The organism is Myxococcus sp. SDU36, from assembly GCF_030168875.1.
Lineage (GTDB): Bacteria > Myxococcota > Myxococcia > Myxococcales > Myxococcaceae > Myxococcus > Myxococcus vastator.
On the sequence record NZ_CP077414.1, the window covers coordinates 1,119,338 to 1,144,950 of the forward strand.

Here is a 25,613-nt window from a genome sequence, read left to right on the forward strand (position 1 = left end):
CCCATGCGCTGTCCGGTCTGCCACCGCCGTCTCGCCACCGGCGCGGTGTGTCCTGTGCATGGCCAGCGCGCTTCGTCGCCTGGCCCTGACGCGGAGCCCCTTCCGCTCCCGGACGTGCCAGGCTTGCGCCCCGCGGCCTTGCTGGGCTCGGGCGGCTTCTCACACGTCTTCACCGCGTACCGTGAGGAGGACGGCCGTGAGGTCGCGCTCAAGGTGGGACGGCCGCCTCACCGCGACCGCTTCGCCCGCGAGGCCGCCGCGCTCCACCGCGTCGGCGCGCCGACGACGCCCGCGCTCCACCAGTCGGGGGTGGTTCGAGGGCGGCCGTTCCTCGTCATGGAGCGGCTGCATGGCCAGACGCTCGCCGCGTGGATGGCGGCGTTGCCGGGCTCGGGCGCGGCGTCCGTGCCCCGCGTGCGCGAGCTGCTCAGTGGCCTCTGCGCCGCCCTGGAGCGCGTCCATGCCGCGGGCGTGGCCCACCGTGACCTCAAGCCGGAGAACATCTTCCTGCGTGAGGGGGGGGCGCTCAGCCTGCTGGACCTGGGACTCGCGCGGTTCCTGGACACGCCTGACGACGAAGCGCGTCCGGAGGCTGCGGGCCTGACGCTCGTGGGGCAGCGGCTGGGGACGCCTTACTACATGGCACCTGAGCAGTGCCTGGACGCCCGCGAGGCCGGCGCCGCCGCGGATATCTACGCGCTGGGCGTCCTCCTGTACGAGCTGCTCACCGGCGCGCCGCCCTTCCTCGGCGGGGCCGAGGAGATTCGCCACGGGCACGTCAGCCTTCGCCCAGCCCGGGTGTCGGCGCGCGCGCCCGTGCCGACGGCGCTCGACGCGGTGCTGTCGCGGTGTCTGGCGAAGGCGCCCGCCGAACGCTTCACGCGCGCTTCGGACGTGCTCGCCGCGTTTGATGCCGCCTGCAGCCAGTCCCTGTCCATGGCTCCGCCGGAGGGCGCGCCCGCTGCGGTGCTCACGTCGTCCGGGCCGGGGGCCGGCGAGCGGTGGGTCGCGCTGCTGGGCGTCCGCGCGGACCTGCCGGTCGATGCGCTCCGGCTGACCTTCGAGCCTCAGGGCGGCACGCTCGCGCGCGCCCGCACACGGGGCTATCTGGTCGGGTTCTCCGAGTCCCTGTCCGCCGAAGCCAACCTTCGCGCAGGCGCACTGGTGGCGCGCAAGCTGATGGAGCAGGGGAAGGCCGCCACCGTCCTGCACCTGGCGCGACTGCGGGTTCATCCAGGCGCCACGACCACGCGCGTCGCGGGGCCCGCGCTGGAGGCCGTGGGGGACTGGTGGCCGGAAGACCTCGCCCTGGGAGAAGCGCGCGTCACTGCCTCCGCCGCGGCGCGGTTGGGGCCGGGCGCCACGGAGCCTTCGTCCGATGGCGCGCGCCTGCGACTGCACGACGGGGGGGCGGCCACGTCCTCCGCGGATGCGCCGTCCCTGTCGGGCCGCGACGCCGTCCTGGCGGCGCTGGAGGCCGAAGCCTCACGCTGCATCGAGGAGGGGGTCCCGGGCCTGTGCGTCCTCACGGGCGACGTGGGGCACGGCACGTCCCGTGTCCTGGAGGCGCTGGCCACCCGGCTGGAGGCCGCGGGGCGGTGTCTCGTGGTGCGGCTCCGCGCGCCCGCTCCGGACGCCGCGTCCTCGGAGTCGCTGCTGGACGCGCTGAGGGCCGCCGCCGAGCCACCGCGCGTCGTCCAGGCGCCGGGCCTTCCGCTCGTGGATGAGCGACACGCCGCCGCGCGCGCGCTCGCCGAGGGGCTCCAGCGCCAGGCCCACGAAGCTCCCCGTGTGCTGCTCGTCGACGACGCGCACCTGGCGGACCCCACCAGCCTGGATGCACTGGAAGTCGCCACCCTGGCTGGCGTGCGTGCACCGCTCTGGGTCTGTGTCGCCGCGCGGCCCGCGTTGCTCGGGTTGAGGCCGCACCTGGGTGAGCGCAGCGCCCGCGTCGCGCGAATCGCGCTGCCGCCGCTGACGCCCGAGGCGAGCCGGTCCCTGTTGCTGCAGCTGCTGCGCCCCGCGGAGCACGTCCCAGAGCCGGTGCTGGCGCGGCTGGAACAGCTGGCGCAGGGCGTCCCCTTGTCGTTGGTGGAGCTCGCGGGTGCGCTGCGGGCCGCGGGGGCCCTGCGGGCGTCCCCTGGGGGCGGGTGGTACATCGCGCCGGACGCGTTGCTGGACGTCTCCGTGACGCCGCTCTTCGAGCGGCTCGCCGCGCGGGAGCTGGCCGGACTCCCCGCGGCACACCGGGTCCTCGCGCGGCTGTGCGCGGTGCTGGGCACGGAAGTGGAGGTGTCCCGGGTGGATGCCGCCCTGCGACACCTGGAGCCGAGCGAGGAGCTGGCGCGCGTGACGTCGCTCGACGCGGGGGCCGGGCTCCAGCGGCTGGCGCGCTCGGGGCTGTTGCGGCCCACGGCGCCGGGCCACTTCGCCTTCCGACACCCCTTGCTGCGCGAGGCGCTGGAGGCCTTGCTGCCGGCGTCCTCGCGTCGCGTCCTCCACGCCGCGGCGCTGCGCGCCACGCCCCGGGACGGGATGGCCGAGCGCCGCCGCTGGGCCCACCATGCCGCGGCCTGTGGCGCTCACGCGGAGGCCACCACCGCGTTCCTCGCGCTCGCGGAGTCCGCGCGCCGCGCGCACCTGTCCGTCGAGGCGGAGCAGCACTACACGCGCGCGCTCGCGTTGTTGCCGGAGGGCGAAGTGGAGCGCCGGGCCCTGGCGCTGTCGGGGCGTGGGCGCGTCCGTCACCGGCTCCAGCGCTTCCGGGAGGGGCTGGCGGACCTGGGCGCGGCGCGGGCGCTGGCCGTGGCTCGTGGTGACGAGGCCCAGCAGGTGGAGCTGCTCCTGGAGGAAGCCACGGCGCGCGACTGGATGGAGGACGTGGAGGGCTCCTCGGCTTGTACGCGTGAGGCCTTGGCGCGCATCGAGCGGCTGGATGAGCCTCGCCTGTCCCTGCGCTGCTCGCTGGCCCGGGGCCGGCTCCACGTGCGGCTGGGCGAGTGGGGCGCCGCCGTGCGCGTCCTCACTGGCGTGGTGGAGGGCGCGGAGCGGGCGCATGACCACGAGACGCTCGTGGTGTCGCTGGCGCTGCTGGGCTCGGCGCTCACGTTCCTGGACCGGACCGACGACGCCGCGTCCCACTTCGACCTGGCGCTGCTGCGCTGTGAGCAGGCCGGGGACGCACTGCACCGGGCCGCCACGTTCATCAACCGCGTGCTGCTGTGGTTGCGCCTGGGGGACGTGGCTCGCCTGGAAGAGGACCTGCGCCGCGCGATGGCGCTCGGCCGGGAGCTGGGCCACGCGCAGGTGGAGCGCTGGTCCACCTTCAACCTCGCCGAGGTGCTCTACATGCAAGGCCGCCTGGAGGAGGCGCTGCCGCTGGCCCGGCGTGTTCACGAGCTGGGCGTGCGCTTCTTCCGTGAGCATCCCGTCCCGGTGGATGCGTTGCTGCTCGCGCGCCTGGCCGCCGCGCTGGGCGACCTGGAGGAGGCGACGCGGCAGCTCCGGTGGATTGACGCCCACTGCCCGCCCGAATCGCTGCCCCCCACCGCCGTCATGCGAAGGCTGGTGGAGCTGCAGGTCCAGGACGCACGGGGCGGTGGCTCGGCGCGGGAGGCGTGGCTGGCCCTGGCGGACGACGCGGACACCCTGGCTTCGGCGGATGAGAAGGCGGAGATTCTCCTCCAGGCGGCCCAGGGCGCGCTTCAGGCGAGACGTGCCGACGAGGCGCGCACCTGGGTGATTCGCGCCGAGCGCGCGGTGGAGGAGGGCGCTCCCCTGTGGCGAGCCCGCCTGGAGTCCCTGCGGGCCGCCCTTTTCAACGTGTAACGAGAAATGTCACTGTCTTGCGGCGGTGTGACGTGAAGCGCTACGCGAATGCTGCCCGCAGATCTGCTCTCATGTCACCGCACACAACCTCCCAGGCTGGCTCGGCACATGCTTGCTGGGGGGAAGCACTCCTTCCTTCCGTCGTTCCTGGAGGACGTCTCATGGCCCTTGGTTCGCCTCGCCGGTTGGCGGTTGCCTCGCTTTTGTTGCTCGCCCTGTCGGGTTGCGGAACCGGGCCTCACGAAGAGGAGACGCCCACGGTAGGGACGCAGGCGTCGGAGATTCGCATCGCCAACGCGCTCACGACGCAGGCGCTGGTGCTCAACGCCATCTCCACCAACGCCGAGTCCAACGCGCTGCTGGGAACCTCGGCCCTGCTTCAGCTGTTCCACCCCACGCTGGGCGACGCGAACACGCGCCGGCGGCTGCATGACCCCAATGCGCAGCGGTTCATGGAGTACCTGGTGGGCTGTGCGCTGACGGCCGGACAGGAGGTCGCCTATTACGACCCGCGGCTGCCCAGCCCCGGCATCCGGAAGTGGGTTGGACAGGCGGGGCTCTGCCCTGATTGGGCCACCGCCGCGCCGTCCGAGGAGTGCCTGGAGCGCGTCTCCGCGTGCGTGCTGGCGCGCAACAACGCGGAGGGACGGCGCGTGGAGCTGTCCATGCGCGGCGAGCACCAGTTCCACGCGTCGGGCCCCAACATCTACACGCTGGATGCGAAGACGCTCCCGGCCCGGCACGTTCCCATTACGGGCAATCCGCTGGCCAGCTTCGAGGACTGCGTCCTGGGCGAGTCAGGCGCGCAGCGTGACTGCGGGTGGACGCCGGATGGCATCGGCAGCTGCACGCCCTCTTCGACTGTCGTGGTGGGCGCTGGCGGCCCGCTGTCCTGCGCGGGGCCGTCTCCCACGCTGGGCTCCAGCGTGAATGGGCCCGCCGCCCTGCGGGTGTGCCAGGGCATCGCGGGGTGCGACCATTTGGACGGGCGCAACCTGGGCGAGGCGACCGGGACGTGCGGGGCCGCCCCCGCCAAGCCGGTGGTCGTCTTCACCTGCCCGGCCGGAGGCTACTACAGCGTGATGACCGCGCCGGCTTCGAGCACGACCGTGGGACTGGTGGCGAACGTCGAGTCTCATCCGGACTCCGCGTCCACCTATGCTCTCTCCGAGCAGCAGGTCTATGCCGTGCGCGAGGGCGCGTTCTACGGAAACATCTTCCTGCCGGACGAGCTGGGGGCGGAGGTGGAGGTCGTGGCGATGGGCGAGGGGGACAAGCGGCAGTACGTGGTGGTGGGCGCCGACGTCATCGTGCGTGGCTCCATCTACCGGAAGATGTTCTCCTGCTACGACCCGGCCTGGTCCAGCGGGGCGGCGTACGCGGCGAACCGCGTCTGCGCGCTGCCCACGTCGGGCTCCAACTGCGCCGCGCGCGTGACGGGGGCCTGCTTCACGTCCCTCAATCCGCCGGTGGCCGGCAAGTGCCTGGTCCAGGACGGGCCCCTTACGCCAGGGGACGGCGACTACGAGCTGTGCCGCGACCATGCCAACGTGCTGTGGACGGAGTCGGTGACCACCTACCTCCATGCCCCGTGTGACACGGTGACGAAGGAGCAGCGCGCCCAGTCCTGCGTGCGCGCGGCGGTGCCCGTCGAGCCGCTGCCTCCGGTGGGGGAGCTGCCCTTTCCCCGGAAGAAGTAGGCCACCTGCCGCATGGCGCCGGGTGACGAAGAGGCCCTCTATGGCGAGGAGCTGGGCGCTGGTGCCCTGGTGTCGGACTGGCTGGTGGAGCAGGTCCATTACCGGGGACCTGCCTCCACGCTCTACCGCGCCCGTCATGTCCGCACGGGCGGGCCCGCGGCGCTGAAGGTCCTGCTCCCGCAGCCCTCGGATGTCGCGCTGCGCCGCTTCCGCCGGGAGGCGGAGACACTCCAGCGGTTGAGCCATCCGCACATCGTCGATGTGCTCGGCTACGGCACGCTCGCGGACGGGCGGCCCTTCATCGCGATGGAGTGGCTGGAGGGGCGGGACCTCGCCGCGGAGCTGGCCTCACGCGGACCGCTGTCGCCGGGAGAGGCGCTGGAGGTGCTGGAGCAGGTGGGGGGCGCGCTGCGCGCCGCGCACCAGGCTGGCGTCGTGCACCGCGACTTGAAGGCCCAGAACGTGGTGCGCTTGAGCCTGGGCGAAGGCGCGCCGCGCGTGAAGCTGGTGGACTTCGGCGTGGCGAAGGGGCTGACGCCGGATGCGCCGGGCGCGTCCACGCTCACGCTGACGGGCGTCTCCCTGGGCACGCCGCTGTCCATGGCGCCCGAGCAGATTCGCGGCGAGCCGCCCGACGCCCGCACGGACCTGTACGCGATGGGCGTGCTGCTCTTCCAACTCGTCACCGGACAGCCGCCGTTCCAGGGGGCCACCCGGCACGAGGTGGAGGACCTGCACCTGAATGCGCCGCCGCCTCGGCCCAGTGAGCGCGCCCCGGTGCCGGCCGCGCTGGATGCCGTGGTGCTGCGCAGCCTGGGAAAGCGGCGGGAGGACCGCTACCCGGACGTCGATGCCTGGCTCGACGCGCTCCGGCGCGCGGTGAAGGGCAGTCCCACGAAGGACCAGCCCTCGCTCGCCGTGGCGCTGTACGCGGAAGCCCGGCTCCACGGCGCGGTGGAGGACTCCTCCCTGGAGCGGCTGGATGCGTTGCTGGAGCGCGTGGGGGGAACCGCGCGCGCCGCGGGGCTGGATGTGCGCCTGGAGGGGAGCGGCTGCCTGCTGGCCTTCGCGCCGCTGCCTCCGGACGCGGGGGCGGAGCAGGCCGCACGAGCACGCGTCCTTCACGCCGCGCTGGCCCTGGTGGAGTTCGTGGCGGCGAGCGAGGCGCCGCGCCCGGTGGACCTGGCCATCACCGTTCACGTCGCGGAGCTGCCTGGCGAGGATGGGGGCGGCGGTCTGCTGCACCTGCCGGGCTGGGTCGCGGAGCCACCAGGGACGGACCTGGTGGCGACCTCGCGTGCGCTCGAGGGCCTGGAGACGGGCTTCCTGGCGACGCCCGTGTCCGCCGCGGGGCTGGGGTGCTGGCGCGTCAGCCGCCCGCGCTGAGGCTCATGGCTTGATGCCGTGGCGTCGCAGCAGGCGGTAGAGGTGGACGCGGTCCATGCCGGCGGTGACGGCGGCCTGGGCCACCTTGCCCTGGTGCTTCTCCAGCAGCGCGCGCAGGTAGCGGCGCTCGAAGTCGTCGACGACGTGCCGGCGCTGGTCGGCGTACGGCTGCGAGGGGTCCACCTCGGGCGGGCCGGAGCGGCGGGCCTCTTCCTCGGAGAGCTCCACGGCCTCCTCGAAGACGAGGCAGCGCTCCAGGTAGTTGCGCAGCTCGCGCACGTTGCCGGGCCACGCCGCGTGCCGCAGCCTGGCCAGGAAGTCCTGCGTGCGCAGCGCGCCCGTGCGCTCGCGGTCCGCGCCGAGCAGGTCGAGGATGCCCTCCACCAGCATGGGCAGGTCCTCCGGGCGCTGACGCAGCGGTGGGAGGAGCAAGCGCAGCACCGCGAGCCGGAAGAAGAGGTCGGAGCGGAACCGGCCCGCGTTGACCTCCGCGCGCAGGTCCCGGTGCGTGGCGGCGAGGAGGCGCACGTTCACCGGTTGATAGGTGTTGCTGCCCACGCGACGAATCTCGCGGTTCTCCAGCACGCGCAGCAGCTTGGGCTGCAGCTCCGGGGGCAGCTCGCCAATCTCGTCCAGGAAGACGGTGCCTCCGTCGGCTTCCTCGAAGACGCCCGCGCGGCGCTGGACGGCGCCGGTGAACGCGCCCTTCTCGTGGCCGAACAGCTCGCTCTCCAGCAGGTGCTCGGGGATGGCGCCGCAGTCCACGATGAGGAAGGGGGCGTCTCGCCGGGGACTGGCCTGGTGGATGGCCAGCGCGGCCTGGCTCTTGCCGGTGCCCGTCTCACCTTCGAGCAGCACCGTCACGTCGCGGCCCGCCGCGCGCTCCATCATCGCGAAGCAGCCGCGCATGGCCACGGAGGCGCCTACCAGCGTGCCGAAGCGCGTGCTCTCCGACAGCGGCAGGCGGTTGTTCTCCGCGCTGAAGTCGAAGCGCAGCACCACGCGGCCCAGGCGCAGCAGGCTGCCGCTGCGCAGCACGCCCTCCACCACCTGCACCCCGTCGACGATGACGCCGTTGAGGCTGTCCAGGTCCTTCACCTGGGGGCCCCGAGGCCCGATGCGCACCTCGCAGTGGAACCGGGACACCGTGGAGTCCTCCACGGCGAAGTCGTTCAGCGGGTGTGAGCCCACCGAGCACGTGTCGCCCGTGGACTCCCACGTCGTCCCCATGTTCGGACCTTCCGCCACCGTGAGCCGGAACCGGCGCACCGTGGAGGCGTCATAGCCCCGGCGTGCGTGCTCGTAGGGCAGCGTGACGTGCAGCGGCGTCTCACCCCCACCTTCGACTTCCATCCTCCATTGCGATTCGCCCTTCACGTCCGGCGAGGAGGGTGCGGCCCGAGCCCGATCCAGTGCAGACATGGAAGTCAAGATATCACGGGGGCCGACATCCGAACGCTTCTCTCCCGGGCTCATTTTTATTGCGGGGTGGGTATTGGCCGCCCGCTCTGGGAGCAAGGCAGGGCCCGCACGGAAGGCGCGGCGTCTCCGGGATTTCCGCTAGTCGAGGCTGTCTGGACCTCCTCGCCTGAGAAGCGCTGTGTCACAGCGGACTCGGAGTGTCACGGACCCCACAAGTCGACGCGGGCGGTCGCATCGGTGAAATCACAGACAGGGCACCGCGGGTGCCGCGCGGCGTTACATTCGCGGCGGGGGGCTTCATGTCTGTCATTGACGCGGGCCGCGCCGGACGGTTGCTCCATCACCGGACATGACGCGCAGGTGCCCCGCGTCCCCGCGCGTGCGCGTTGCCGCGGCGCGTCCGGCGCGGGTCCGCGAGCGGTTGGAGGACGCGTGGCGGTGGAGCGGGCGCGGGGCGCGGCCGGACGCCAGCGTTTTCGCGGCGGGCGTTGGCAGGCCCGGCATTCAATGCGAGTCTCTGGGAGAAGAGGGGGGCAGGCCGGGAGGGGGCGCAACGCGTTGGCAGCGCCCCTGCTGGCCGGTCTCACCGGAACGGGAGACTCAACATGTCAGAGTCAGCAGGTGGCCAGGGCGAGGGGAGCGGGCGGCTGCGCACGCCCGTGGAGGGGGCCCTCCGCGCGGTGCGCTCCCTGGTCGAGCTGGAGGACACGGACCGGGCGGCGCAGCTCTACGAGGAGCTGGGCGATGCGCAGCGCGAGCGCATCCGCCACGAAGCCGAGCAGGGGCCGGCGAAGGAGCGCCGGGGCTTCGTCGAGGTGCTGCGGCGCGCGCGGGACTTCCTGGGCGCGGCCCGGCTGATGGATGGCCAGGGTGAGGACGCCACCACCGGGGACCTCTATTTCCAGAGCGGCCAGTACATGGCCGCCGCGGAGAGCTACCTCCGCGCGGGGGAGGCCGAGCGCGCCGCCGCCGCCTTCGAGCGAGGCGGGGCGCTGGAGCGCGCGCTGGCCGTCTATCAAGAGCTGGGCGCGCGTGAAGCCATGGCGCAGTGCCTGGTGCGCCTGGACCGTCCCTTCGAGGCGGCCACGCTCTACCGGGAGCTGGGGCAGGCGCACGCGGAGGTGGAGGCGCTCGGGGGCGTGCGCGCGGAGGACCCGCGCTTCGTGGAGGCGGTGCTGCGCATCTGCCAGTTGCTGGACGCGGAGGGCTTCACGCACCGGGCGCTGGCGGTGCTCGCGGACGCGGTGAGCAGCTCGGAGGAAGCGCGCGGAGACCCGGCGCTGGTGACGGAGAAGGCCCGGCTGCTGCGCCGCATGGGGATGGAGGCGGAGGCGGAGGCCATGCTCATCCGCCGTTCCGGAGGCGCGTCGGCGCCCGCGGCGAACGGGTACCGGTTCCTCAAGGCCATCCCCATCTTCGGCGAGCTGTCCCTGGAGGACATGAAGGACCTCTACCGGCTGGCGCGTCAGGTCGTCATCGCGCCCGGCGCGGTGTTGCTGGAGAAGGGCGCGCCCGGCGTGGGGCTCTTCGTCCTGATGGACGGCTCCGTGGACGTCTTCAGCGGACCCGAAGAGGACGCCCGGCACCTCAACACGTTGGGGCCAGGGGCGTACCTGGGGGAAATCTCCCTGGTGCAGGACGGGCCCGTGTCCGCCCACGTCCGTGCGCGGACCTCCGTGCGGGCGCTGCGCATCAGCCGCGCGGACTTCGAACGCTTCGTGGATACGCACGAGGCGGCGGCGCTGCGCATCTTCCGCCTCTTCACCCAGAACCTCGCGGGCCGGGTGCGCGCGCTGAGCACCTGACGGCGACGGCCCAGGGCCTACGTGGGGCCGAGCGGGAGCCGGACGCTGAACGTGCTCCCTTGCCCCACCACGCTGGACACCTGGATGTCGCCTCCGTGCGCCGTGACGACCTGGTGGGCGATGAAGAGGCCGAGCCCCAACCCACTGTAGTTGTGGCCGGACACGGCCCGCATGAACCGGTCGAAGACGTGGGGCAGTGCCTCCGGCGCGATGCCGATGCCTTCGTCGCGGATGTTCAGCAGCGCCATGCCACCTTCCGCGCGCAGGCTGACGTGAACCGGCTTGCCCGCTCCGTACTTGATTGCATTGGAGAGGAGGTTGGTCATCACCTGCTCCACCCGGCGCGTGTCCCATTCGCCCTGCACGGGCCCTGCCGCGTCCAGCTTCACGGTGCTTCCGAGCTGGGTGGCTTGTGGCAGGTAGCGGGCGATGACCTCCCGGAGCAGCGCGGTGAGGTCCGCGGGTACGCGCTCCAGGGTCAGCTGGCCCACGCTGATGCGTGACACATCGAGCAGGTCGTCCACCAAATCCACCAGCTTGCGCACCTGGCGGACGGCGACGTCGAGGTCGCGTTCCACACGCGCGTTCGGCAGCATGCCTCCCGAGGCGTTGTCGACGGCTCGGCGCATGGCCGTCAGCTTCAGTTGAAGCGGGGTGAGCGGGGTGCGCAGCTCGTGGGACGCCACGGACAGGAAGTCGTCACGGATGCGAAGCGCCTCCCGCAGGCGTTCCATCTCCCGTTGCTCCTGGGCCTGGTAGCGGGCGGTGAAGTCGCGCGTCACCTTGCCGAAGCCACGCAGCTGCCCCGACTCGTCGTACAGCGCGGTGATGACGACGTTGGCCCAGAAGCGGCGGCCGTCCTTGCGGACGCGCCAGCCGTCCTCCTCGAAGCGGCCTTCACGCGTCGCCACGTCGAGCCCGTACCGCGGCCGGTCCCGCGCCACGGCTTCGGGTGGATAGAAGCGGCTGAAGTGCTGCCCCAGGATTTCGTCCGCCCGGTAGCCCTTGATTCGCTCGGCGCCCGGGTTCCAGCTCGCGACGTACCCGTCCAGGTCGAGCGTCAGGATGGCGTGGTCGGTGACGCTCTCAATCAACAGCCGGAGCTGGTCCGCGGTGTCCTGCTTGGCTTCGCCTTGCCCGGAGTATGCGACGCGCTTGGTACTTCCGGGGCAGCCGTTGGTGTCTTCCATGGGCCTCCTGCTCCTGACTTGCTGGTATGAGAACACGCCCCCTTTCGTCACGGGGAATCGCGTGACGTGGCCATCGGCCAGCAGACACTCCGACCTGTCGAGCAAGGGGTCGTCACGAAGGTCGACGCGCACCCAGGCGGGCGATAACATGCCGCGCCGAATGTCCATGCAGGGTGGCTCCGGTGACGATCCCGATCGGGGGCGGCGCATCGGGAAATACGAAATCCTCACGCGCCTCTCGATAGGAGGAATGGCGGAGCTGTTCCTGGCCTACACCTCCGGGCCCGGGGGATTTCGCAAGTTCGTCGCGGTGAAGCAGATTCTCCCGGACATCAAGAAGGACGAGCAATTCGTCCAGATGTTCCTGGACGAGGCGCGCATCACCGCGGCCTTCTCACACGCGAACATCGGTCAGGTGTTCGACCTGGGCGAGGAAGGCGGGGAGCTGTACCTCGCCATGGAGTTCCTGCCCGGGCAGAACCTGGAGCAGGTGGTGAAGGCCTCCGCGCGCCAGGGCTACCCGCTGCCGCTTGGCTTCGTCGGGCGGGCGATTCGCGATACCTGCCTGGGCCTGCACTACGCGCACCACTTCACGGCCCCGTCGGGCCGGCCCGCGGTGGTGGTGCACCGCGACGTGTCGCCGAAGAACGTGATGCTCACCTACGACGGCGTCGTGAAGGTGATTGACTTCGGCATCGCCAAGGCGCGCGGACGCCTGGGCCGCACGCAGGTGGGGACGGTGAAGGGGACCAGCGGCTACATGTCCCCGGAGCAGGTGCGGGGCGCGGCCACCCTGGACGGCCGCAGTGACTTGTTCTCCGTGGGCGTCATGCTGCACGAACTGCTGAGCGGCCAGCGGTTGTTCAGCGGGCCACACGAAGCGGCGGTGATGATGCAGATCGCCGAGGCTGACGTGCCTCCGCTGCGCGGCATCAACCCGGACCTCCCCGAAGCCTTGGAAGCCGTGGTGACGCGAGCGCTCGCACGGGACGTGTCCCAGCGCTTCACCAACTGCCGGGAGATGGCGCGCGCCATTGAAGCGGCGCTCGGCTCGGAGCTTTTCGACGAGGACGGCATGACCGCCGTCATGGGCGACCTCTTCGCCGACAAGCGCCAGAAGACGCGCACGCTGTTGGAGCTGGCCAGCCGCGCGGAGGATGCCCGCGTCAGCGAGGCGGCGGGTGCCCTCCAGCAGGAGGACGGCTCGGACGCCGCCCCCACGTCGCAGATGCCCGCCCCACGCGCCCGGCCCGGTTCGCCCCCGGCCCGGCCCGCGAGCGCACCCAGGCCCGTGCCCCAGCGCCGTCCGGCGGAGGGCGGCGTGGCCTCGCGTGGACCGTCGGGCGCCGGCAACGGGAGCGCGCCCAAGCCCGTCCCTCAGCGGCGCGCCAGTGAGGCGGCCCCTTCGGCTTCGCGCACGCCGCGCGGAGGCCAGGACAGCGCGCCGGCCGCGCGGACGCCACGGCCGCGTTCCACTGCCCTGCCGGAGGCCCCGGCCGAGTCCTTCGACGAGCCGAGTGAGCTCCAGACGCAGCGTTTCCGTTCCAGACCCCAGCGGCCCGGCGCGGACGGTGCTCGGGCCTCCGGACGGCCGGCGCGCCCTGGTTCGTCCCGGGCCTCGGACACGCCGGTGGAGACGCCCGCCGCCCGTCCGCCGCGGCGCTGGGCCCGTTGGCTGTTCCTGCTCCTCCTGCTGGGAGGCCTCGGCTGGGTGGCGACGCTGCCCGCCGTGCGTGCGCAGCTCCAGCCGGGCTTCGAAGCCGCCAAGGCGTGGGTGAGCGCGGAGCTGAATTCGCCACCGCCGGAAGACCCCGCGAACCAGCCCTGGCCACCGCGGCAGGCGGGCCCGCCGCCGGGCTTCCGTCGGGCCGAGCCGGCACCAGCACGTCCCGAGCCCTCCCAGGCCGAGCAGGCCGCCTTGGACGAAGAGGCGGTGGAGGACGCACCCGGAGCCAAGGCTCTGGCGAAGGACCCTCCCGTGCGGAAGGCAAAGGAAGGCGCCTCTTCGCCGGCGCGGTGGGCGGCCGCTCCCAAGGCCGAGCCCGAACCGGCCAGTCCCAAGGTCGCGCGGGCCAGCCCGCCTCCTCGCGAGCCAGCGCCTCGCGTGGCGGAGGCCCCTCCGGCGACTGAGCCCGTCACCACGGTGACGCAGGACCCCGAGGGAATGGCGGAGGTCCTGGATACCCGCACGGCGCAGGGGGCCGCGAAGGCGGGACTGGGGTGGATTACGCTCTACACGGTGCCGCGCGCGGCCGTGTTCGACGGCACCACCCAGTTGGGAACCACGCCCCTGAAGCGATTCCCACTGCCCGTGGGCGTCTACCGCCTGCGCGTGGTGGACCCGACGGAGGTGGCTGCGGAGAGCCGGCTCCTGTCGGCCCCCATCAAGCCGGGCGAGGAGACGAAGCTTCAAATCCGGCTGGCGGATCTCCCACCGTACAAGGAGTGAGCACCGTCCTTGACGCTCCTGACCCCCGTCACTAGGGTCCGCGCGCTATGTATTTTCAGGACCTTATCTTCACGCTCCAGAAGCACTGGGCCGACCAGGGGTGCATCAACACGCAGCCCTATGATGTCGAGGTCGGCGCGGGCACGATGGCCCCGTACACCTTCCTGCGTGCCCTGGGCCCGGAGCCCTGGAACGTGGCGTACGTGCAGCCCTCGCGGCGCCCCGCGGACGGCCGGTTCGGAGAGAATCCCAACCGCCTGTTCCAGCACCACCAGTTCCAGGTCATCCTCAAGCCGGCGCCGAAGAACGTCCAGGAGCTGTACCTGGAGTCGCTGCGGAAGATTGGCATCGACCCGTTGGCGCACGACATCCGGTTCGTCGAGGACGACTGGGAGTCGCCCACGCTGGGGGCCTGGGGCCTGGGCTGGGAAGTGTGGTGTGACGGAATGGAGGTGACGCAGTTCACCTACTTCCAGCAGTGCGGTGGCTTCGACTGCAAGCCCGTGTCAGCGGAGCTCACCTACGGGTTGGAGCGCATCTGCATGTACCTGCAGAACGTGGAGAACGTCTTCGACATCGAATGGGTCAAGGGCGTGAAGTACCGCGAGGTGTTCCACCCCAACGAGGTGGAGATGAGCAAGTACGCGCTCCAGGAGTCGGACGCGCAGATGCTCTTCGCGCTCTTCGACGCGTACGAGAAGGAGTGCAAGCGCCTCATCGAGCGCCAGTTGCCGCTGCCCGCGTACGACTTCGCGCTGAAGTGCTCGCACGCGTTCAACCTGCTGGACGCGCGCGGCGCCATCTCCGTCACGGAGCGCGCCAACTTCATCAAGCGCGTGCGCGACAACGCCCGGCTGTGCGCGGAGGGCTACCTCCAGATGCGTGAGCGGCTGGGCTACCCGCTGCTCAAGTCGCCGTGGACGGTGGGTGAGCAGCCCCCGGTGCTGGAGGGCAAGCCGGCCAGCGACTACTGGAAGACGGTGGTCCTCAACAAGCCCGTGGAGAAGAAGCCGAAGGCGGAGGTGCCCCATGGCGCGTGATCTGCTCCTGGAAGTGGGCGCGGAAGAGATTCCGGCGTCATTCATCGGCCCCGCGCTGGACGACCTGAAGCGCGTCATCACCGAGCGCATGGCCGACGCCCGCCTGAAGCACGGCGAGGTGCGGACCTTCGGCACGCCGCGGCGGCTCGCGGTGTGGGTGAGGGACGTCGCGGACGCGGGCGAGGACATCACCAAGGAGGTCCTGGGCCCCAGCGCCAAGGCGGCCTTCGACGCGCAGGGCAAGCCCACCAAGGCGGCGGAGAAGTTCGCCGAGGGCCTCAAGCTCACGGTGGACCAGCTGGGCCGCGCCACCACCGCCAAGGGCGAGTACCTGTCCGCGCGCGTGGAGGAGAAGGGCCGCCCGGCGGCGGACATCCTGAAGGACACGCTGCACGCGGCGGTGCGAGGCATCAACTTCCGCAAGTCCATGCGCTGGGGAGACGTGGACACGTCCTTCGCGCGCCCGGTGCAGTGGCTGGTGGCGCTGCTGGGCGGCGACGTGCTGCCCGTGGTGTTCGGTGACGTGACGAGCGGCCGGACCACGCGGGGCCACCGCTTCCTGTCGCCAGGCGCCATCGAGCTGAAGGCTCCGGCGGACTACGAGGCGGCGCTGGAGAAGGCGCACGTGGTGGCGGACATCACGAAGCGCCGCGCGCAGCTGGTGGAGAAGGTGAAGGCCGCCGCGAGCAAGGCCGGCGCCCAGTTGTTGGAGGACGAGGGGCTGGTGGACCAGGTGACGAACCTGGTCGAGCTGCCCAGCCCGGTGGTGGGCACCTTCGAGGAGCGCCACCTGGACCTGCCTCCGGAGGTGCTGGTGCAGGAGATGAAGAGCCACCAGCGCTACTTCTCGCTGGTGGACGGCGCGGGCAAGCTGCAGCCGAAGTTCATCGCCGTGTCCAACACGCCGGTGCGCGACGAGCAGCTCAGCCTGCGCGGCTACCAGCGCGTGCTGCGCGCGCGACTGGCGGACGGCCGGTTCTTCTTCGACGAGGACCGGAAGACGCCGCTCATCGACCGCGTGGAGAAGCTGGGCCGCGTGGTGTGGCAGGGGCAGCTGGGGAGCTACCTGGAGAAGGTGGAGCGCTTCCGCACGCTGGCGGTGTGGCTGGGCCAGCAGACGGGGCGGACAGAGGAGGCGGCCACCATCGAGCGCGCCGCCACCCTGGCCAAGGCGGACCTCGTCACCGGCATGGTGGGCGAGTTCCCCGAACTCCAGGGCGTCATGGGCCGCGAGTACGCCCGCGCGGGGGGGGAGACGGACGCGGTGGCCCTGGCCATCGCGGAGCACTACCTGCCGCGCGGCGCCGAGGACGCGCTGCCCACGCAGGACGCGGGCGCGCTCATCGGCATCGCGGACCGGCTGGACTCGCTGTGCGGCATCTTCGCCATCGGCAAGGCGCCCACGGGCGCGGCGGACCCGTTCGCCCTGCGCCGCGCGTGCATCGCCATCATCCGGCTGGTGCTGGGGCGGGGCTACCGCTTCAGCCTGTCGGCCGCGGTGGACGAGTCGCTCCGGTTGCTGGCCCCGAAGATCGCCAACGCCAAGCGCAAGGCCGGCGAGCCCGCGCCGCGTGAGCAGGTGCTGGAGTTCTTCCGCGGCCGCCTCAAGGCGCTGTGGGGCGAGCAGCACCGCACCGACGTCGTGGAGGCGGTGCTGTCCGCCGGCTTCGACGACCTGGTGGCCGCGCAGAAGCGCCTGGAGGCCCTGAGCCACCTCGTGGGCCGGGCGGACTTCCAACCCCTGGCCGCGGCCTTCAAGCGCGTGGTCAACATCGTGGAGAAGCAGGGCCGCGACGTGCAGGGGGGGGAGACCAACCCCCAGAAGCTGGTGGACGAGCCGGAGCGGGACCTCCACACCGCCTTCACCCAGGCTCGGAGCACGGTGTCGGGGTTGGTGCGCGCGGATGACTTCTCCGGTGCTCTCCGGGAAATCACGGGCCTGAAGCCCGCCGTGGACACCTTCTTCGACAAGGTGATGGTCATGGCCGAGGACAAGGCCCTGCGGGAAAACCGCATCCGCCTGCTCGTGGAGATTGGCGCCCTGTTCAACCAGGTGGCCGACTTCTCGAAGATCCAGGCCGAAACGGCCGCCGCGGCCTGAGGCGTGGCCTGCCTGCCCTCCGGGGGAAGAAGCACCCCGGGGGGCACGGCGGCGTCGGGCGCAAGGCGCATGGGAATGGCGCGCCGCGTTTCCGGTTGCCCGGGGGGAGGCCCCTTCCTACACTCCGCCCCCCTCTGATGCGCGCCTACCTTCTTACCTCCGCGCTGCTCCTCGTGTCCTGCGCCGTCGGCACCGAGAGCAAGCCCCCCCCGTCCACTCGGCTCGTGTACCCGAGCGGTCTTGCCTTCTGGCGCCCCGAAGCGGGTCCGTCCACCAACGGATACCTCTACGTGGCGAGCGCCAACTTCGACAAGTGCTACGACTCCGGCTCGGTCATCGCGCTGGATTTGGACGCCGTGGGGGTGCGGCCCTTCGGGACGGACTTCAGCCCCGAGGAGTCGCTGCCCAACGACGTCACGTCGCTGGGGGTTGGCGCCCAGTCCTACGTGCAGATTCAAAGCTTCGCCGGGGAGATGGCCATGTGGAGCCCCCCGGGCCGTCCGCCGCGGCTGTTCGTCCCGGCGCGGGCGGAGGGCAGTCTGCTTCACGCCATTGACGTGGGCGATGACGGCCTCAGCCTGAGCTGCGTGCAGGGCGGCGAGCGCGACTGCCGCGTCAACGCGCTGTCGCTGCTGGATGTCCCAGGGGCCTCCAACGGGTTGCCTTCGGCGCCGGGGCCGCTGGGTGTCAGCGTGGCCGGCAACGGCGAGGACGCTCGCGTCTGGGTGACGCACACGGAGCTGGCCGGGCCGCCGACGACCTTCGCCGAAGCGGACCTGGCGGGCTACGTGCTGCACCTCCCCGCGGCGAACCCCACGCGCGACGCGCTGAGCACCAGCGAGTTCGTGACGCTGGGGACCAATGACCGGCTCTCCGGCGTCGCCCACGCGACGGCGATTGGCAGCCGGTATGTGTACGCCTCGGGGCGCAACTCTTCCTCCACGCAGTTGGGGGCGCTGCCGGCGCGCTTCATCCTGCGGCTGGTGGACCGGACCGTCGCGGGCCGCGTGTTGGAGACCGACCTGGAGCTGTCGTATTCGGTGCGTGAGGCGCGCGGCGTGGCGGTCGTCCCGGCTGCCACGCGCGTGCCCGACCCGGCGTCACCCGAGCTCACCATCGTGGACGAGCGCGTCTACCTGCTGGCGCGCGGTCCGGACACGTTGCTCATCCTGGACGTCCTGAACGCGGCGGGCACGGCGCCCGACGCGGGGACGGCCCCCAGCGTGCGCATCGTGTCGGCGCTGCCGGTGCCCGCGGGCGCCAGCGAATTGGAAGTCATTCCGCGCGGCCCTGGCCGCGGCAACCTGGTGGCGGTGACGGGCAGCGGCGACGAAGCCGTGGCCATCTTCGACGAAGAAGTGGGGCAGCTCGTCGCCCAGGTGCAGGTGGGCAACAACGACCCGAACCAGCCCAGCCAGCCCTTTGGCCTGGCCGCGGACGTGCGCGGCAACAGCGCTCGCATCTTCACCAGCACCTTTGGTGACGGCCGCGTGGCCATCATCGACATTCCCGATCTCGACCGGCCGCAGAACGCCCGGTTGGTGGCGCGGCTCGGCGCCCGGCAGGGAAGAGACCCGCGCCAGGGCACCAGCCTGTGCCAGGAGACCTCCCCGTGAAGCGCGGTACCCTTGCTCTGCTCCTCGCGAGCGCCGGCCTGTCCGGCAGTTGCTCATCAACCAACGTGACGACGGGCTTCGCCGGCCTGTCCGGCACCTTCGACGTGACGCTGGCCAACGACCTCGTCTTCGTGACGTCGTCGGACCGGGACGAGCTGCGCGTGCTCGACCTGGACTCGAACCCCCGCACCTTCGTCCCGGCGCCCAACCCGCTGGAGGCGCTGTCCATCCCCGTGCTGGACCGGCCGGACGCGCTCACGCGCGACGTGGCCTACAACGCGGAAGGCAACGACGTCCCGGGGCCGTATATCTACGCGCGCAGCTCGGGCTCGTCGGAGGTCTCGGTGGTGGCGTCGGCGCGCGACCAGCTCCGGCAGGTCGTCCGGCTCCAGGCGGCGAGCATCGTCACGGCCTTCGCGGCGCGCTCGCCCGCCGAGGGCAGCGGCGGCCCCAGCACGCTGTACTACGCCATTCAGGACCCCGACGGCCTCTTCGGCGCGGACACCGGCGGAGCCCGGGTGATGCGGCAGGAGCTCCCGGGGCCCGATGCACTGCAGGCCGCGGAGCCCGCGGCGATTCCCGAACCGGTGACGGTGTTCTGTCTCCAGCCCGGTGAGTCCATCCTGGCCATGACGATGCTGGCCGGCGAGGGCCAGTTCGCGGTGGCCACGCGGCAGGCGTCGGGCCGGTCGGGCCGCACGCTGCTCGTCACCGATTCGGGCCCGGTCGCGGACTGCCTCCAGCCTTCCGCGCCCACGGTGGATCTGTCCGAGGGCTTCGGCAACGTGCCGGTGCGGCTCCTGGTGAGCCACCCCCGCATCGCCATCCCCGACGTCGAGCCCATCAACGCGGGCCGCTACATCTTCGGCGTCCGGGACGAAGCCGCGTGCTCCGCCGCGCGCGAGTGCTCTGGAGTGCTCGCTGTGGACACCGAGTCGTCCCCCCCCGGGCAGACGGCGCGGGACCTCAGCGGGGCGCCGATGCTCCCCATCTTCCCCGCGGGCGGCTTGCCGACCGGCCTGGCCCTGGTTCCGGACGCGCCGCTTCGCATCGTCCTGGACGACGGCTCGGTGCTCAACGACGTCCGGGTGCCGCTGCTGGGGGTGATGCCGTCATCCAACGGCTACATCACGCTCTTCTCGGCCGGCGATTTGCGCCAGTTCGACCTGTCGGGGGCGGTCGCGCGCGCTACGGTGGCGCTGCTGGACAGCAACGAGCTGCCCATCGTCATCGAGACGGCGGACCTGGTGACGGTGACCCAGGACCCGACGCTCCAGTCGACGGTGCTCTACGAGGGCTCCGTTCCGAACGGCTTCTACCGGATCATCTACCAGGGGGGATTGCCAGGGCTGAGCAGCCTGCCTCGGGACCTCGAGGCCCCACGGACCTTCGAGGCCGAGGCCGCCGTGGCCGCTTCGGCGCGGGCAGGGGACCTCATCGTCCTGGAGGGCACGGATGTCCTGTGCGCCGTCGACCTGCTCATCACGTCGGTGGAGCCCGTGGCGGGGACGTCCCGGGTGCGCTTCGCCATCTCGGACTCGCAGGAGATTCCGACGGACTGCGCCAGCCTGACGCGGTTCACCGTACGTGCGGGTGGAGACCAGCCCTTCGTCCTCTTCAACGAGGCGGGGACCTTCCTGTCTCGCGATGTGACGGGGGCCTCGAGCTACAGCATCCCCACGGAATACTTCTTCCACCCGGAGGGCTTCTACTTCGACGACGACTCCAACCCCCAGACTCCCCCGGTGCCGAACCTGTCCAGGTTCCCCCAGCCGCCGCCGCCGGTGCGCATCCGGGTGGCGGCCGTGGGCCGGGAGGTGCGTCGCGGCGACCGGTACACGGTGACGGTGATTTCCGGCATCCGTAACTACATCTTCACTCCGGATGTCACGGCGGGGACGGGCCTGGCTTTCTACACGCTGCCTGGGCCGGTGGTCGCTGCCCAGAACCGCAACACGAACATGGCCTACATCGCCTACCCGTCGGCGGACGGCATCCTCCAGGTTGGCTTTCAGGCCCTAACCGACAACCGGGCGCAGTCATTGGCGCTGGTCCCCTTCGAGTAACTGGGCGGACGGGGAGGCCTCTGCTATCGTCCGGGGCTTCCTGGTTCACGCGAGTCAAGACCGATGATCGATCAGAACTCCCGTCCTGCCCGCAAGGTTGGCATCGCCGACCACCTGTGGGAGACGTTCGAAGACATGGCCCAGCAGATGGGCTCGGATCGCGATGCCCTGATCAACCAGGCGCTCTTCATGTTCGCGCGCCTGAACGGCTTCCTCGAGGTGCAGTCCCGCTCCGAGGCCGCCGTGGCACCCGCGGCCGCCGCTGCGCCGGTGAAGCCCGTTCAGGCCGCTGCCTCCGCGCCTCCGCGTCCGTCCGCGCCGCCGGTGCTGGCGCCCGCGCCCCGTCCGGAGTCCACGCCCGCGCCCGCGCGGCCCCCCGTGCGCGCCACGCCGGAAGAGCGGGCCTCCGCCAACGGCCTGGACAATGACCCGGTGCGCCGCGAGGTGGCCGAGCGCGTCCTGGAGACCGCCGCGGAGCTGGAGCGCCTCATCAAGGGCAAGAACAGCGAGCCGCCTCCGCCCGCCGACGACCTGGTGGAGGAGGACGAGGAGCCGCTCCCCGAGGCCGAGGATCCAGGCCTCCTGGACGAGGAGCCGCTTCCCGAGGAGGCCGACGAAGAGCCCGCTGACGACCTCGCCGAGGAGGAGGAGGCCGGCGCGCTGTACCTGGTGACCGAGTCCGGTGATCAGGAGCAGATCGTCAAGGAGCGCTTCGTCATCGGCCGCGGCAAGCACTGCGACTTCGTCATCAACTCCGGCAAGGTCTCCCGTGAGCACGCCGTCATCTCCCACGAGGGGGACGACTGGATCATCGAAGACCTGGGCTCGTCCAACGGCACCTGGTTCAACAAGCAGCGCATCAAGCGCCGCAAGGTTGAAGACGGGGACGAGTATTTCATCTGCAGCGAGAAAATCCGTCTCCTGGTCCGATAATTGGTGACCCAGGCCCCGTCCCGCGGGGCTTCTGGTTGTTCGCCAATTGACGGGCTCCAGGCGTCCCTGGTTTGATACCGGACGCCTGCCGCGAAGAGGACAGGCGCTGATGACGCCTGTTCAAATCGTGTTGTGGACGGTTCTTGGAGTGGCCCTCGTGATCTCCGTGGTGACGGATGTGCTTCGCCGCGAGATCCTCGACGCGGTCACCTACCCGCTGATGGCGGTGGGCCTGGGCGTGCGCCTGGCCACCGAAGGGGTGGGGGACCTGGAGCATGGGCTCCTCAGTGGTGTGGTATCGGGGGTAGGGCTCGCGTTGATGCTGCTGCCAGCGGCGCTTCGTGGGCGGATGGGGTGGGGCGACGTGAAGTTGATGGGAGGGGTCGGAGCCGTGCTGGGCTTCCCGGCGGTGCTCGCGGCCGCGGCCTTCATCTCACTGGTGGGAGCGCTTCAGGCGGTGGTGACACTGCTCTGGCAAGGCGCGGTTTGGGACACGCTGGCGGCAGTGGTGCGCCGGTGGGCGGTGCGGGTGCGTTTGGCCAGCGCGGACGCGCAGCCGGCGCCCCAGCGCCACATCCCCTATGGAGTAGCCATCGCGCTCGGCACCGTTTGGGCGCTGTGGTGGCAGCACGGAACGTTGGGTTAGCTCGGACTTCTGGAAGAGAAGAGGGGACACGGACGATGTTCACACGCATCACGCATGCCGCGGCGCTAGGCGCCCTCATCGCACTGGTGGCGGGCGGCAGCGCCCTGGCGCAGGATGGCACCACCGTCAGCCTCGGCGTGGGTTCCCAGAAGGTGATCACCATTCCGGGCCTCAGCCGCGTGGCGCTCGGTGATCCGAGCGTCGCCGAGGTGAAGACGCTCGGCTCCGGCCAGCTGCTCATCACCGGTCAGGCGGAAGGCAAGACGACGCTGCTCGTCTGGAAGTCCTCGGGCCAGCGCGTGAGCTACCTGGTGGCGGTGCGCAAGCAGGACCCCAACGAGGTCATCTCCGAGATCCGGCGCCTGCTGGGGGAGATTGAAGGCGTCTCCGTCCGCATGGTGGGTGATCGCATCTACCTGGACGGTCAGGCCTACACCACGCAGGACGCCGACCGCATCGAGCAGGTGGTGGGCCTCTACCCGAACGTGAAGTCGTTCGTGAAGATCGCCCCCAACGCCAAGAAGCTGGTGGCCCAGAACCTCAACGCGGCCTTCCAGAAGGCGGGCCTGAAGAACGTCCAGGCCAACGTGGTGGGCGCCACCATCTTCCTGGAGGGCTCCGTGGAGAGCCAGCAGGACCTCCAGAAGGCGGAGCTCATCACCAAGGCCATTGGTGAGAAGGTGGAGAACCTCCTCGTCGTCGGCATCAAGCGGATGATCCTCTCCGAGGTCCAGTTCGTCGAGATCCGCCGCAACAGCCGCGACCGGTACGGCATCCGCTACCCGACCGACATCACCGGTACGGCGACGGCCATCGCCAACATCTCCCAGGAGCTCTTCCCGGGCACCTTCGGCTCGGGCGTTTCGACGCTCGCGCTCAACGCGGGCGCGGACTTCTCCTTCGGCTTCCAGGGCAACGACGGTTACGGCCGCCTGCTCGCGCAGCCCAAGCTGGTGTGCGCCAGCGGTGAGAAGGCGGAGTTCCTCGCCGGCGGCGAGGTCCCCATCCCGCTCATCACGAACAACCAGTTCACGGTGGAGTTCAAGAAGTACGGCGTCATCCTGAACCTGCGCCCCACCGCGGACCGCAACGGCAACATCCAGACGGAGATTGAAGCGGAGGCCTCCGAAATCGACACCTCCGTGGCGGTGTCCTTCGGTGGTTCGGCCTCCATCCCCGGCTTCCGGACGCGCAAGGTGAAGACGAACGTCACCGTGCGCCACGGGGAGACCATCGTCCTGTCCGGCGTGTTCAGCCACGACGAGCAGAAGTCCGTGTCGAAGCTCCCCGGCCTGGGTCACATCCCGATTATCGGTGAGCTCTTCAAGAGCCGCGGCTTCGACTCCACCAAGCGCGAGCTGGTCATCTTCGTCACCCCGCGCATCGTCAACCCGGACTCCGACAAGGTCCGGACCATCATCGAGGACGTGAAGAGCCGCTACAAGCAGGCCCGGTCCGAGGTGAACTTCAACATCTTCGACTGAGGTGGGCGCCCCGGGCGCCGCCTGAGACGGGCCTTGGAGGCCCACGGCACGGGCCGGCTACTTCCCTTCCGGGGGCGGTCGCCGGCCCGTCGCCTTGCGGGCAAGCATGCAACCCGGTTCTCACGCTTTGAGGACGAGGGGGGGGCTTGCTAGCATCCGTCCCCATGTTTCTCATCACCCTCGCGGAAAAGGGCGGCGGGACCGAGCAGCGCGAGTATCACAAGAATGAAGTCACCATCGGCCGTCTGCCGGGCAATGACATCATCCTCGCGAAGGGCAACGTCTCCAAGTACCACTCGCGAATCGTTGCCAAGGACGGGAAGTTCATCATCGTGGACATGAAGTCCACGAATGGCACGTTCGTGAACGGCAAGAAGATTGCCGCGCCCCAGGTTCTCAAGCCGACCGACCAGGTCTACATCGGCGACTACATCCTCAACGTCGAGGCGCTCGCGGACGACGGCCCGGTGATGACCCGGGCGGGTCAGCCCGAAGAGGAGTACTACGACGAGCAGGGCGAGGAGCCCTACGAGGACGAGGAAGGGGCTTACGAAGAAGAAGAGCCCTATGAGGAGGAAGAAGAGCCGCCGCCCGCGCCCGCGCCCAAGGGCATGCCGGCGTCGCTGGCGTCCGCCCTGGCGAAGAACAAGCGCAAGGTGGACCCGCGCCAGGAGCGCTACACCCGGCTCCAGAAGGAGATCCACGACCGGCTCATCGAGTACCTCGACCTGCGCCGCATGGACATGGACCGGCTCGGCGACGACGAGCTGTGGCGCCGCACCGAGAAGGCCATCCGCGACATCATCGACCAGATGGAGGCGGACGGAGAGCTTCCGGAGGACGTGGACCGCGAGGAGCTGCTCACCGACGTCATCAACGAGGCGCTGGGGCTCGGGCCCCTCGAGGCGTTCCTCGCTTCGGATGACATCAGTGAGATCATGGTGAACCACGCGAACCAGATCTACATCGAGCGCAAGGGCAAGCTGACCCTGTCGGAGAAGACGTTCTCCTCCAACCAGGCGGTGCTCGGCGTCATCGAGCGCATCGTGGCGCCCATCGGCCGCCGCATCGACGAGTCCAGCCCGCTGGTGGACGCGCGCCTCAAGGACGGCAGCCGCGTCAACGCCATCATCCCGCCGCTGGCGCTGAAGGGGCCCTGCATCACCATCCGCAAGTTCAAGAAGGACTCGCTGAAGATCTCGGACCTCATCAAGTACAAGACTGTCACGGCGCAGATGGCCGAGTTCCTGGAGATGTGCGTGAAGGCCCGGCGCAACATCGTCATCTCCGGCGGCACCGGCTCCGGGAAGACGACGACGCTGAACATCATCAGCTCCTTCATCCCGGAGGAGGAGCGCATCGTCACCGTGGAGGACGCCGCCGAGCTGCAGCTGCCGCAGGACCACTGGGTGCAGTTGGAGAGCCGGCCGCCCAACCTGGAAGGCAAGGGCGCCATCACCATCCGCGAGCTGGTGAAGAACTGCCTGCGCATGCGGCCCGACCGCATCGTCGTGGGCGAGTGCCGCTCCGGTGAGACGCTGGACATGCTCCAGGCCATGAACACCGGCCACGACGGTTCGCTCACCACGCTCCATGCGAACACGCCGCGGGACGCCATCGCCCGCTTGGAGACGATGGTGCTCATGTCCGGCATGGACCTGCCGGTGAAGGCCATCCGTGAGCAGATCGCCAGCGCGGTGCACATGATCGTGCAGCAGACGCGCTTCTCCGACGGGACGCGGAAGATCTGCTACATCACGGAAGTGTCCGGCATGGAGGTCGACATCGTGACCCTCCAGGACATCTTCTATTTCAAACAGGATGGCTTCACGGAGGACCACAAGGTCCGTGGCCGCTACGTCGCTTCGGGCTTCGTGCCGAAGTTCTACGACGAGCTGCAGCGTAAGGGCATCCCCGTCAACATGAGCATCTTCCGCGAGGACTGAC

Annotated in this window: 15 protein-coding genes; 13 read left to right on the top strand and 2 right to left on the bottom strand. The window is 70.7% G+C overall.

The window, feature by feature from the left end; genetic code table 11:
- Positions 1-3 precede the first annotated feature (3 nt).
- The 3 genes from KGD87_RS04605 to KGD87_RS04615 all read left to right on the top strand — a co-directional run bounded on the left by KGD87_RS04605 (position 4) and on the right by KGD87_RS04615 (position 6,914).
- Entirely contained in the window at positions 4-3,828 is a 3,825-nt protein-coding gene (locus tag KGD87_RS04605; protein ID WP_284666317.1) for a serine/threonine-protein kinase, read from the top strand.
- Positions 3,829-3,989: 161 nt separating this feature from the next.
- The gene (locus tag KGD87_RS04610) at positions 3,990-5,528 is read left to right on the top strand and encodes a hypothetical protein (RefSeq protein ID WP_284666318.1); all 1,539 of its coding nucleotides are present in this window, start codon (positions 3,990-3,992) and stop codon (positions 5,526-5,528) included.
- A 12-nt stretch (positions 5,529-5,540) separates the two neighbouring features.
- Positions 5,541-6,914, top strand: a complete 1,374-nt coding sequence (locus KGD87_RS04615; RefSeq protein WP_284666319.1) for a serine/threonine-protein kinase — start codon at positions 5,541-5,543, stop codon at positions 6,912-6,914.
- A gap of 3 nt (positions 6,915-6,917) precedes the next feature.
- On the opposite strand, the gene KGD87_RS04620 is transcribed toward KGD87_RS04615, so the two are convergent.
- The gene (locus KGD87_RS04620) at positions 6,918-8,267 is read right to left on the bottom strand and encodes an FHA and sigma-54 interaction domain-containing protein (RefSeq protein ID WP_176410666.1); all 1,350 of its coding nucleotides are present in this window, start codon (positions 8,265-8,267) and stop codon (positions 6,918-6,920) included.
- 674 nt (positions 8,268-8,941) lie between these two features.
- On the opposite strand from KGD87_RS04620, the gene KGD87_RS04625 reads away from it, so the two are divergent.
- Positions 8,942-10,141 (top strand): cyclic nucleotide-binding domain-containing protein, encoded by a 1,200-nt coding sequence (locus tag KGD87_RS04625; RefSeq protein WP_284666320.1) that lies wholly within the window; start codon positions 8,942-8,944, stop codon positions 10,139-10,141.
- A 17-nt stretch (positions 10,142-10,158) separates the two neighbouring features.
- Here the strand turns inward: KGD87_RS04625 and KGD87_RS04630 are convergent, their stop codons facing one another.
- Complete coding sequence (locus KGD87_RS04630; protein ID WP_284666321.1) at positions 10,159-11,331, bottom strand: PAS domain-containing sensor histidine kinase; 1,173 nt, start codon at positions 11,329-11,331, stop codon at positions 10,159-10,161.
- Positions 11,332-11,491: 160 nt separating this feature from the next.
- On the opposite strand from KGD87_RS04630, the gene KGD87_RS04635 reads away from it, so the two are divergent.
- The 9 genes from KGD87_RS04635 to KGD87_RS04675 all read left to right on the top strand — a co-directional run bounded on the left by KGD87_RS04635 (position 11,492) and on the right by KGD87_RS04675 (position 25,612).
- A complete protein-coding gene (locus tag KGD87_RS04635; RefSeq protein WP_284668581.1) occupies positions 11,492-13,780 on the top strand; it encodes a serine/threonine-protein kinase in 2,289 nt (762 codons plus the stop codon).
- Positions 13,781-13,827: 47 nt separating this feature from the next.
- Complete coding sequence (gene glyQ / locus KGD87_RS04640; protein ID WP_284666322.1) at positions 13,828-14,820, top strand: glycine--tRNA ligase subunit alpha; 993 nt, start codon at positions 13,828-13,830, stop codon at positions 14,818-14,820.
- A complete protein-coding gene (glyS, locus tag KGD87_RS04645; protein WP_284666323.1) occupies positions 14,810-16,921 on the top strand; it encodes a glycine--tRNA ligase subunit beta in 2,112 nt (703 codons plus the stop codon). Before glyQ ends, glyS begins: the two co-directional genes overlap by 11 nt.
- 137 nt (positions 16,922-17,058) lie before the next feature.
- Entirely contained in the window at positions 17,059-18,537 is a 1,479-nt protein-coding gene (locus KGD87_RS04650; protein WP_284666324.1) for a YncE family protein, read from the top strand.
- Entirely contained in the window at positions 18,534-20,603 is a 2,070-nt protein-coding gene (locus tag KGD87_RS04655) for a hypothetical protein (RefSeq protein WP_284666325.1), read from the top strand. The genes KGD87_RS04650 and KGD87_RS04655 overlap by 4 nt, the downstream gene beginning before the upstream one ends.
- Before the next feature lie 63 nt (positions 20,604-20,666).
- A complete protein-coding gene (locus tag KGD87_RS04660) occupies positions 20,667-21,536 on the top strand; it encodes an FHA domain-containing protein (protein WP_284666326.1) in 870 nt (289 codons plus the stop codon).
- 109 nt (positions 21,537-21,645) lie between these two features.
- Positions 21,646-22,182 (top strand): A24 family peptidase, encoded by a 537-nt coding sequence (locus KGD87_RS04665; RefSeq protein ID WP_284666327.1) that lies wholly within the window; start codon positions 21,646-21,648, stop codon positions 22,180-22,182.
- Between the two features lie 35 nt (positions 22,183-22,217).
- Positions 22,218-23,666 carry a type II and III secretion system protein family protein gene (locus KGD87_RS04670; protein ID WP_163785805.1) on the top strand — a complete coding sequence of 483 codons (1,449 nt, stop codon included), beginning with the start codon at positions 22,218-22,220 and terminating at the stop codon, positions 23,664-23,666.
- A gap of 164 nt (positions 23,667-23,830) precedes the next feature.
- Positions 23,831-25,612, top strand: a complete 1,782-nt coding sequence (locus tag KGD87_RS04675) for a TadA family conjugal transfer-associated ATPase (protein WP_176410659.1) — start codon at positions 23,831-23,833, stop codon at positions 25,610-25,612.
- The last annotated feature ends 1 nt before the right edge of the window (position 25,613 follow it).